Genomic DNA, 10,171 nt, shown 5'->3' with positions numbered 1-10,171 from the left:
GTCCCGGCGCCCGCCGAGAGGGAGGCCCGCCCCCTTCCGGTGCCGTCCCCGCCCCCCCCGTCTCCCCCCTCCCCGGCGGCGCGGGGACCGAGGCTCGCCATCGTCATCGACGACCTCGGCTACGACCTCAATGCCGTTCGGGGGCTCCTCGAGGTGGACGCGCCGATCACGCTCGCCGTGCTCCCCCACCTGCGCCATTCGAGACGGGCCGCGCAGATGGCCTACGACTCGGGCCGGGAGGTCATCCTCCACCTCCCCATGGAGCCGCGAAACAGCCGGGACCACGACCCAGGCCGCGGCGCCCTCCTGACCTCCATGTCGGAGCGCGACATCGTCGACAACCTCCTCGCAGACCTCGACGCCGTGCCCCACCTTTCGGGCGTCAACAACCACATGGGCTCGCGCTTCACCGAGAACGAGCGGTTGATGGAGCTCGTCCTGCGCGAGCTCAAGGAGCGGGGCTTCTTCTTCCTCGACAGCAGGACCTCGGGGCGCACCGTGGCGGCCAGGGTGGCCCGCCGTCTCGGCCTGAGGACCGTGGAGCGAAGCGTCTTTCTCGACAACGAACGCGACAGGAGCCGCATACGGGCGCGGCTTCGCGAGGCCGTGCGCCTGGCCAGACGAAACGGCTCGGCCGTCGCCATAGGCCACCCCTACAGCGAGACCATCGAGGTCCTCAAGGAGGAGGTGCCCGCCCTCGCGCGCCAGGGCGTTACGGTCGTCAGGCTCTCGTCGCTTGCACGGTGATCGGGGGCTTGCGCCGCGGCGCCGGCTCCACCAAAAAGACTTGACACCCCCTGCCAACCCTGCTACGATTGTCGATATTTTCCAAGGGCTTTTAGCTACTTGCGGCCGCGAGGGCCTCTTGCCCCGCCGGGCGGGCGGCCCTCCAGGCCTTGATCTTTCGAGCCGGGCTTTTGCCCATCGCCCAAGGAAAGGAGGACGCGCAACATGGCCAAAGGCAAGGTGAAGTGGTTCAACAACACAAAGGGATTCGGATTCATACAGGAAGAGTCGGGCGATGAGATATTCGTCCACTACTCCAATATCGAGGGCGAGGGATTCAGGACCCTCAAGGAAGGCGAAGAGGTGGAGTTCGAGGTCGTCCAGGGCCCCAAGGGGCCCCAGGCATCCCACGTGGTGAGGGTCTGAACTCCGGGAGTTCTGGTTGCGCGTCTTCTGACACGCTCGGCCTGGAGGCGGCGGACGACGGATGGGGACGCCGCCGGTGGCTTTTCAGAAGCCCTGTTTCCGACCCCCGCCGGCTTTCCGCCGGCGGGGGTCTTCTTTCATGGAGGGGGCCGGGGGCCTCCCGCCCCCGGGTCTTGTAATCTTGCAACCCATCTGATAGAATTACCATCTACTCAGGGGAATTCTGATTTATTGCACTGAGGGAACCTTTTTGTAAAAAGGTTCCCTCAGACTCCCTCCAAAAACTTTTAACGCCCTGCGGTTCCTCCCGATTTTGCAAGCAAAATCGGGAGGAACCGCAGGGAATCGAAAGTCTTTGAAGGGGGTGTCTTGCCCGCTTTAGCTGCCCGGGGGGGGGCGGTCCTCTGGAGGTTCGGGCCGCAAAGGCGTAAAAAAATCCCGCCTGGCGCGGGCCGAACCTCCAGAGGACCGTCAAAGATCCGCATAACATACGAGGGGGCCGCGGGGAGAAGAGGGGCCTGCGGCCCTTTTTCGGAAAGTTTCCCCCGGGGCAATTGGTCAGGGCTTTCTTTGAATTGTCATTCACTTCTTCTTCGAGGCGACGGTCCCGAAAGGGCGGCGGTCGATGACGGGATTCGATCTGAGAGGTTTTTTCAACGACGGGGCGGCCCGCGTCAACGATGCGCTCTCGAGGCTGCTGCCGCCGGAGAGTGCCTATCCCCAGACGGTGCACAGGGCCATGCGCTACAGCCTCTTTGCAGGCGGCAAGCGGCTGAGGCCGCTTCTGGTGCTGGCGGCGGCCGGGGCCTTCGGCGGCGCCGAGGAAGAGGCCATGAACACGGCCTGCGCCTTCGAGTGCATCCACACATACTCGCTCATTCACGACGACCTGCCGGCCATGGACGACGACGACTTCAGGCGCGGCCGTCCCGCCTGCCACAGGGCCTTCGGAGAGGCGGCGGCCGTGCTGGCCGGAGACGCGCTGCTCACCTGCGCCTTCGACATCATCGCCCGCACGCCCACGGACGACAAGGCCCTGATCGTCGGCGTCATCAGGGAGGTTGCCCGCGCCGCAGGGAGCGAGGGCATGATAGGCGGCCAGATGGTCGATATCGAGAGCGAGGGGGGCGAGGTGACGCTGCCGCTCGTGGAGTACATACACATACACAAGACGGGCGAGCTCATACGGGCGGCCGTGCGGTGCGGCGCCATGTTCGGCCGGGCCGACGACAGGGGGCTCGAAGCCGTGACGGATTACGGCGAGGCCGTGGGCCTGGCCTTCCAGATAGCCGACGACGTGCTCGACGTGGAGGGCGACGGCGAGCTCATGGGAAAGACCGCGGGCGCCGATGTAAAGAGGGGCAAGGCCACCTACCCGGCGCTCATGGGGGTCGAGCAGTCGCGCCGCAGGGCGGAGGAGCTCGTCGAGCGGGCGCTCGCGGCCATAGAGGGGCTTGACCACAGGGCCGAGCCTCTCAGGGCCATGGCCCGTTACATGGTGGAAAGAAGCAGGTAAGAGGGAAAAGGTGTCTTGAAGATGGCTGTTGTTCTCGACAGGATCGACGCTCCCGACGATCTCAAGGGACTCTCGCTCGAAGAGCTCTCCGTACTGGCCGGCGAGATAAGGGAGCTCATCGTGGAGACCGTTGCGCGCACGGGCGGACACCTTGCAAGCTCGCTCGGGGCCGTGGAGCTCGCCGTGGCGCTCCACTACTGTTTCGACGCGCCCGGGGACAGGCTCATCTGGGACGTCGGTCACCAGGCCTATGCCCACAAGATACTGACCGGCCGGCGCGAGGCCTTCCGCACGCTTCGCCGGCGCGGCGGGATAAGCGGCTTTCCCAAGCCCTCGGAGAGCCCTTACGACGCCTTCGTCGCCGGACACTCGTCAACCTCCATATCGGCGGCCCTCGGCATGGCGGCGGCGCGGGACCTCTCGGGCGGCGACAACAAGGTCATAGCCGTCATAGGCGACGGCTCCATGACGGCGGGGCTCGCCTTCGAGGGGCTCAACCAGGCGGGCCACCTGAAAAAAGACCTCATCGTCGTGCTCAACGACAACGAGATGAGCATCTCGCGCAACGTGGGCGCCCTCTCTTCCTTCTTAAGCCGCAAGATCACGGGGCGCTTCGCCATGAGGCTCAGGAAAGAGATCGAGATATTCATAAAGTCCATACCCATGATAGGCGACAGGATCATGGACTTCGCCAAGCGGGCCGAGGACTCGCTCATGACGCTCTTTACGCCGGGCATGCTCTTCGAGGGGCTCGGCTTCCACTACGTCGGTCCCGTGGACGGTCACGACATCCCGTCGCTGGTGGAGACCTTCAACGCCGTCAGCGAGCTCGAGGGGCCGGTGCTCGTCCACGCCCTTACGACCAAGGGCAAGGGCTACGAGCCCGCCGAGCGCAATCCCTCGTGCTTCCACGGCGTCGGTCCCTTCGACGCCTCCACGGGCAGCAGGGGCGGCAAGTCGGCCCCCACCTACACCGAGGTCTTCAGCTCCACCCTCATCGAGCTCGCCCGCCGTGACGAGCGGGTCGTGGCCATAACGGCGGCCATGCCCGAGGGCACGGGGCTTTCGCGTTTCGCCGAGGAGTTCCCCGAGAGGTTCTTCGACGTGGGCATAGCCGAGCAGCACGCCCTGACCTTTGCCGGAGGGCTCGCCAAGGAGGGGTTGCGGCCCGTTACGGCCATATACTCAACCTTCCTGCAGAGGGCCTACGACGAGGTCTTCCACGACGTGGCGCTCCAGGGGCTGCCCGTGGTCATAGCCATGGACCGCGCCGGCCTGGTCGGCGCCGACGGTCCCACCCACCACGGCCTCTTCGACGTCTCTTACCTGCGCCACCTGCCCAACATGGTGGTGGCCGCTCCGAGGGACGAAGGCGAGCTGCGCCACCTGCTCCACTCGGCCGTCGGTTACGGCGCTCCCACGGCCATACGCTATCCGAGGGGCGAGGGCGTGGGGGCGGACCTCTCGGGACCGCTGCGCGAGATACGGCCGGGCAGCGCCGAGCTCATGCGGGAGGGCGGGGACCTCACCATCATCGCCCTGGGCTCCATGGTCCATCCGGCCATGGAGGCGGCCGAGGCGCTGGAGGCCGCCGGGATCTCGGCGGCCGTCGTGAACGCGAGGTTCGTAAAACCCCTGGACGAGGAGACGATAATAGAGGCCGCCGAGGCGACGGGACGGGTGCTCACCGTCGAGGAGAGCGCGCTGCAGGGAGGCTTCGGCTCGGCGGTGCTCGAGCTCTTCGAGTCGAGGGACATCCACCTGCCCGTAAGGAGACTCGGCGTCCCCGACCGCTACATAGAGCACGGCGGGCAGAAGGAGCTTAGGGCCATGCTGGGCCTCGACGCCGCGGGCATAGAGCGGGCGGCGCTGCTCTTTGCGGGCCTTGGCGGCGGTGCGAGAAAAGTCGCGCATCGATAGGATGCTCGTGGAGCGGGGGCTCGTGGAGAGCCGCCAGAAGGCCCGCGCTCTTATAATGGCGGGACGCGTCGTGGTGGACGGCGCCGTGGCCGACAAGCCGGGCCGCGAGTATCGGGCGGACTGCCGCATAGAGATCAAGGAGGGGCCGCGCTACGCAAGCCGCGGGGGGCTCAAGCTCGAGGGGGCGCTCGACCGCTTCGGCCTCGATGTGAGGGGCCTTAGGGCCATGGACGTGGGCTCCTCCACCGGGGGCTTCACCGATTGCCTCCTCCAGCGGGGCGCGGCCGCGGTCTGGGCCGTGGACGTGGGCCGGGGGCTCCTGGACTGGCGGCTCCGCCGCGACGGGCGGGTCCGTCTACTCGAGGGCGTGAACGTCCGCAACCTCGCACGGGACGCCGTAACCGACCCCATCGACCTGGCGGTCATAGACGTCTCCTTCATCTCGCTCGAAAAGGTCCTGCCGAAGGTGAGGGAGTTCCTTGCGCCCGGCGCAAGGGTGCTTGCGCTGGTGAAGCCCCAGTTCGAGGTGGGCAGGGGGCAGGTCGAAAAGGGCGGCGTCGTCAGGGACCCGGCAAAGCACAGGGCCGTTGTCGAGAAAATAAAGGGTTGCGGCCTTGCGCTTGGGTTTCGCTGCCTCGGCACGACACCCTCGCCCATAAGGGGGGCGAAGGGCAACGTTGAGTTCTGGGTCCTCTTCGCCGCCTGAAGGGAGGCGCCTTTCTTCGTCGGCCTTGCCTTTCGGACCGGCATGGGGGGAAGAGGCGGTCTCGTATCTTCTTTGGGCGCCGCCCCGGGCCGCGCCACAACAGGAAAGGAGCGTAGCGTTTCCATGTACGAGATAACAGAAAAGGTCGAGCTGGCCCACACGGTCTATCTCTACAGGATCAGGGCGCCGAGGATCGCCGCCAAACGCAGGGCCGGTCAGTTCGTCCTGCTCCGTCTCGACGAGCACGGCGAGAGGATCCCGCTCACCATCGTCGACTCCGACACCGGCGAGGGGACCATCACGATCATCGTCCAGGAGGTGGGCAAGACGACGACCCAGCTCGGCGACATGGTCAAGGGAGACCGAATCCTCGACGTGGTCGGCCCCCTCGGAAAGCCCACGCACATAGAGAACTTCGGCACGGCCGTATGCGTGGGCGGAGGCATAGGGGTTGCGCCGCTTCTGCCCATAGCCAAGGCCCTGCGCGCCGCGGGCAACACCGTCGTATCCATCATAGGCGCGCGCAACAAGGGGCTCCTCATCCTCGAGGACGAGATGCGCTCGGCGAGCGATGAGCTGCTCGTCACCACCGACGACGGCTCCTACGGCCACCACGGATTCGTGACCCAGGTCCTCCAGAACATGATCGACGAGGGCCGCTCCATGGACTTCTGCATCGGCATAGGCCCCATACCGATGATGAAGGCCGTGAGCGAGGTGACAAGGCCCTACAGCATCCACACCATGGTGAGCCTCAACCCCATCATGGTCGACGGCACGGGCATGTGCGGCGCCTGCAGGGTCACCATCGGCGGCAGGACGGAGTTCGTCTGCGTCGACGGCCCCGAGTTCGACGGCCACAAAGTGGACTTCGACGAGCTCATACGCCGCAACCGCAGCTACCTCAAGGAAGAACGCATGGCCATGGACGAGTTCACATACCACGAGGGACCGCGCTGCTACGAACGCGAAAATCTTTGATTACCCTGGGGGAAACTTTCTGTAGAAGGGCCACAGGCCCATGTTTCCCCCGGACCCCCTTCAAAGACTTTCAATTCCCTGCGGTTCATCCCGATTTTGCAAGCAAAATCGGGATGAACCGCAGGGCGTCAAAGGTTTTTGGAGGGAGTCTGAGGGAGCCTTTTTACAAAAAGGTTCCCTCAGTGCAATAAATCAGAGTTTCCCAAAAAGAGCGGACTAATCGGGGCCTTCCAGAAAAGACGGCCCGAAAGGAGAGGAGATGGACCCTAAGGAGATAAAGGAGAGGATGAAGATCCCCCGGCAGGGGATGGCCGAGCAGGAACCGGCCGAGAGGGTCAGGAACTTCTACGAAGTGCCGCTCGGCTACACGCCGGAGCAGGCCATGGAGGAGGCCAGGCGCTGCATCCAGTGCAAAAAGCCCCTCTGTGTGGCCGGCTGTCCGGTGAACATAGACATACCGTGGTTCATCCGTCTCATCGGCGAGGGCAAGTTCGTCGAGGCGGCGCGCAAGATAAAGGAGACGAACAGCCTGCCGGCCGTCTGCGGCCGTGTCTGTCCCCAGGAGGACCAGTGCGAGAAGGTCTGCGTGGTGGGCAAGAAGTACGAGCCCGTGGCCATAGGCAGGCTCGAGAGGTTCGTGGCCGACTACGAACGCGAGCACGGAGAGGTCACCATACCCCATATCCCCAAGTGGACGGGCAAGAAGGTGGCCGTCGTGGGGAGCGGTCCGGCGGGCCTGACCGTGGCCGGCGACCTGGTGAAGAAGGGGCACAAGGTGACGGTCTTCGAGGCGCTCCACGCCCCGGGCGGCGTGCTCGTCTACGGCATCCCCGAGTTCAGGCTCCCCAAGAAGATCGTCAAGGCCGAGATGGAGTACCTCGAGCGCATGGGCGTGGAGATAGTCTGCAACGCCGTGGTGGGCAAGCTCGACACGGTCGACGAGCTCCTCGACGGCGGCTACGACGCCGTCTTCATAGGCACCGGCGCCGGTCTTCCCTGGTTCATGAACATACCGGGCGAGAACCTGGTGGGCATCTATTCGGCCAACGAGTACCTTACGCGGGTGAACCTCATGAGGGCCTACGAGTTCCCCCGGTACGACACGCCTATCATCAGGGGCCGCCGCGTGGTGGTCATCGGCGCCGGCAACACGGCCATGGACGCGGCCCGCACGGCGCTTCGGCTCTGTCCCGAGGAGGTCACTATCGTCTACCGCCGCTCGCGCGAGGAGATGCCGGCCCGCGAGGAGGAGATCCACCACGGCGAGCAGGAGGGGGTGAAGTTCCAGCTGCTCACAAACCCCAAGCGTTTCATCGGGGATCACGAGGGGAGGCTGCGGGCCATCGAGTGCGTGCGCATGGAGCTCGGCGAGCCCGACGAGTCGGGCCGCCGCCGTCCCGTCGAGATAAAGGGCTCCGAGTTCTGCATCGACGCCGACGTGGCCATCATATCCATCGGCAACGGCGCAAATCCGCTCATCCAGCAGACCACGCCGGACATAAAGACCAACAAGTGGGGCAACATCACCATCGACCAGGACACGGGCCGCACGAGCAAGAAAGGCGTCTTTTCGGGCGGCGACATCGTGCGCGGCGGCGCCACCGTCATCCTCGCCATGGGCGACGGCCGCAGGGCCGCCGACTCCATACACGAGTACCTTACGACCGGCGTCTGGTGAGCCTCGCCGCTTAAACTATTCTGAGGGAACCTTTTTGTAAAAGGGTCACAGACCCACGGTTCCCTCAGACTCCCTCCAAAAACTTTTAACGCCCTGCGGATCATCCCGATTTTGCTTGCAAAATCGGGATGATCCGCAGGGAATTAAAAGTCTTTGAAGGGGGGCTGGGGGAAACGTGGGCCCATGGCCCTTCTACAGAAAGTTTCCCCCAGGGTAATTAATCAGAGCTTCCTTTACTGACACAAATTGATATACCTTACCTTCCCCCCAAGGCTTCTGGACGAGCCCCGATCCCTCTGCTATAATTTCCCTGTAAGCCGTTGAATATTCACCTCAATACCGGGGATTCCGCGGCCGATTGTTCTCGGGGAGGCCCTTTGCCCGCACGGCGCCGGGGCGGCCGGCCCGCAAAGGCGTAAAAGAACCCCGCCTGGCGCGGTCCGGCCGCAGCGGCGCCGTGTGACCGAAACAAGGGGCTCTTCCATGCAACTCCGGTTCATTCCCCGCCGGAAGACGGGGGTCTTTGACCCTGAAGAGGGGGCTTCGACCCTTCCACAAAAAAGCTTCCCCGGTGAAGTAAATCATGGTTCCCTGAGAAGAGGGGAAAGGAGGGTTTGAATGGCGGAGCGCATAATGAACCTCATCGACGGGCGGTGGGTGGAGGCCGCCTCGGGCAGGACGATAGAGAGCGTCAATCCGGCCGACACTTCCGACGTCGTCGGCGTTGTGGCCGCCTCGGGCGCCGAGGACGTTGACGCGGCGGTGGCCGCCGCCAGGAAGGCCTACGAGAGCTGGAGGCTCGTGCCCGCCCCCAAGCGCGGCGAGATACTCTTCCGCGCCGCCGAGCTAATCGTAAGGAACAAGCGCTCCCTCGGCGAGCTCGTAACCAGGGAGATGGGCAAGGTCATAAGCGAGGGGCTCGGCGACGTGCAGGAGGCCATCGACATGGCCTACTACATGGCCGGAGAGGGCCGCAGGCTCTCGGGCGAGACCGTGCCCAGCGAGCTCCCCGACAAGGACTGCAAGTCGGTGCGCATGCCCGTCGGGGTCTTCGCCCTCATAACGCCATGGAACTTTCCCACCGCCATACCGGCCTGGAAGATACTGCCGGCGCTGGTGTGCGGAAACACGGTGGTCTTCAAGCCCTCGAGCTACACGCCCGTTGCGGCCACGCGGCTCGTGGAGCTGCTCGTCGAGGCCGGCCTGCCGCCGGGCGTGCTCAATCTCGTCCACGGCACGGGAAGCGAGGCCGGCGAGGCCCTCGCCTCCCATCCCGACGTGGACGGCGTATCGTTCACCGGGTCGTCGGCCGTGGGCGAGGCGCTTGCCAGGCGGTGCGCCGCCTGGGACAAGGAGGTCTCCTGCGAGATGGGAGGCAAGAACGCCATCATCGTAATGGACGACGCCAACCTCGAGCTCGCCGTGGAGGGCGTGCTCTGGGGCGGCTTCGGAACGACGGGACAGCGCTGCACGGCGGCAAGCCGCGTGGTCGTGCACGAGCCCGTCCACGACCGCTTCCTCCACATGCTCGTCGAGAAGACCCGCGCCCTGAGGCTCGGCGACGGTCTCGATCCCGCAACAGACGTGGGGCCCCTCATAAACGCCGAACAGAAGAAGAAGGTCCTCGACTATATCGAGGTGGGCAGGGCCGAGGGCGCGCGCCTTGTGTGCGGCGGATCCGACGCATCGAGCGGCGATCTCGCAAAGGGCTTCTTCGTCGAGCCCACGGTCTTCGCCGACGTCACCCCGCAGATGCGCATAGCCCGCGAGGAGATCTTCGGTCCCGTCGTGGCCGTCATAAAGGCCCGCGACCTCGACGACGCCGTCTCCATCGTCAACTCCTCGGAGTACGGCCTCTCGTCGGCCATCTACACCGGCGACGTGAACCGCTCGGCCCTGGCCGAGCGCGAGCTCGACACGGGCCTCGTCTACATAAACGCCTCCACCATAGGGGCCGAGATACAACTGCCCTTCGGCGGCATAAAGCGAAGCGGCATGGGACACCGCGAGGCCGGAGGCCGCGGCGGCGCGCTCGACTTCTTCAGCAAGTGGAAGATCATCTACCGCGACTTCAGCAACAGGCTCCAGAAGGCCCAGATCGACACCTGAAGCGCCTTGCCCCATGGGGCGATTTCTGGTATAGTCGGAGGGAAACTTCTTGGTGAAAAAATTCCCCCCGGCTCCCTTCAAAGAGCTTCAATCCCCGGTTCAAGCCGTC

At 65.0% G+C, this 10,171-nt stretch carries 8 protein-coding genes; all 8 read left to right on the top strand.

The annotated features are described in order from the left end of the window. The first annotated feature begins 39 nt into the window (after window positions 1-39). The 8 genes from ENJ37_09200 (at window position 40) to ENJ37_09165 (ending at window position 10,062) form a co-directional block, all read left to right on the top strand. Window positions 40-747 carry a divergent polysaccharide deacetylase family protein gene (locus ENJ37_09200; protein ID HHL40668.1) on the top strand — a complete coding sequence of 236 codons (708 nt, stop codon included), beginning with the start codon at window positions 40-42 and terminating at the stop codon, window positions 745-747. 204 nt (window positions 748-951) lie between these two features. Then, window positions 952-1,152 carry a cold-shock protein gene (locus ENJ37_09195; protein ID HHL40667.1) on the top strand — a complete coding sequence of 67 codons (201 nt, stop codon included), beginning with the start codon at window positions 952-954 and terminating at the stop codon, window positions 1,150-1,152. Window positions 1,153-1,777: 625 nt separating this feature from the next. Next, entirely contained in the window at window positions 1,778-2,668 is an 891-nt protein-coding gene (locus ENJ37_09190) for a polyprenyl synthetase family protein (GenBank protein HHL40666.1), read from the top strand. A 21-nt stretch (window positions 2,669-2,689) separates the two neighbouring features. Further along, window positions 2,690-4,588 carry a 1-deoxy-D-xylulose-5-phosphate synthase gene (gene dxs, locus ENJ37_09185; protein HHL40665.1) on the top strand — a complete coding sequence of 633 codons (1,899 nt, stop codon included), beginning with the start codon at window positions 2,690-2,692 and terminating at the stop codon, window positions 4,586-4,588. 1 nt (window position 4,589) lies between these two features. Next, complete coding sequence (locus ENJ37_09180; GenBank protein HHL40664.1) at window positions 4,590-5,294, top strand: TlyA family RNA methyltransferase; 705 nt, start codon at window positions 4,590-4,592, stop codon at window positions 5,292-5,294. 123 nt (window positions 5,295-5,417) lie between these two features. After that, window positions 5,418-6,275 carry a sulfide/dihydroorotate dehydrogenase-like FAD/NAD-binding protein gene (locus tag ENJ37_09175; GenBank protein ID HHL40663.1) on the top strand — a complete coding sequence of 286 codons (858 nt, stop codon included), beginning with the start codon at window positions 5,418-5,420 and terminating at the stop codon, window positions 6,273-6,275. Window positions 6,276-6,534: 259 nt separating this feature from the next. Beyond that, window positions 6,535-7,953, top strand: a complete 1,419-nt coding sequence (gene gltA / locus ENJ37_09170) for an NADPH-dependent glutamate synthase (GenBank protein ID HHL40662.1) — start codon at window positions 6,535-6,537, stop codon at window positions 7,951-7,953. Between the two features lie 618 nt (window positions 7,954-8,571). After that, window positions 8,572-10,062 carry an aldehyde dehydrogenase family protein gene (locus tag ENJ37_09165; protein ID HHL40661.1) on the top strand — a complete coding sequence of 497 codons (1,491 nt, stop codon included), beginning with the start codon at window positions 8,572-8,574 and terminating at the stop codon, window positions 10,060-10,062. Window positions 10,063-10,171 lie beyond the last annotated feature (109 nt).

The sequence above is a fragment of the Deltaproteobacteria bacterium genome (assembly GCA_011375175.1).
In the GTDB taxonomy this organism is placed as follows: domain Bacteria; phylum Desulfobacterota; class GWC2-55-46; order GWC2-55-46; family DRME01; genus DRME01.
Note: the sequence above shows the minus strand (reverse complement) of the source record. Positions and strands in the feature narration are given on the sequence as shown.

Coding starts and splice junctions, on each gene's coding strand:
- ENJ37_09195 (HHL40667.1), top strand. CDS start 952: ATGGCCAAAGGCAAGGTGAAGTGGTTCAACAACACAAAGGGATTCGGA.
- ENJ37_09190 (HHL40666.1), top strand. CDS start 1,778: ATGACGGGATTCGATCTGAGAGGTTTTTTCAACGACGGGGCGGCCCGC.
- dxs (HHL40665.1), top strand. CDS start 2,690: ATGGCTGTTGTTCTCGACAGGATCGACGCTCCCGACGATCTCAAGGGA.
- ENJ37_09180 (HHL40664.1), top strand. CDS start 4,590: ATGCTCGTGGAGCGGGGGCTCGTGGAGAGCCGCCAGAAGGCCCGCGCT.
- ENJ37_09175 (HHL40663.1), top strand. CDS start 5,418: ATGTACGAGATAACAGAAAAGGTCGAGCTGGCCCACACGGTCTATCTC.
- gltA (HHL40662.1), top strand. CDS start 6,535: ATGGACCCTAAGGAGATAAAGGAGAGGATGAAGATCCCCCGGCAGGGG.
- ENJ37_09165 (HHL40661.1), top strand. CDS start 8,572: ATGGCGGAGCGCATAATGAACCTCATCGACGGGCGGTGGGTGGAGGCC.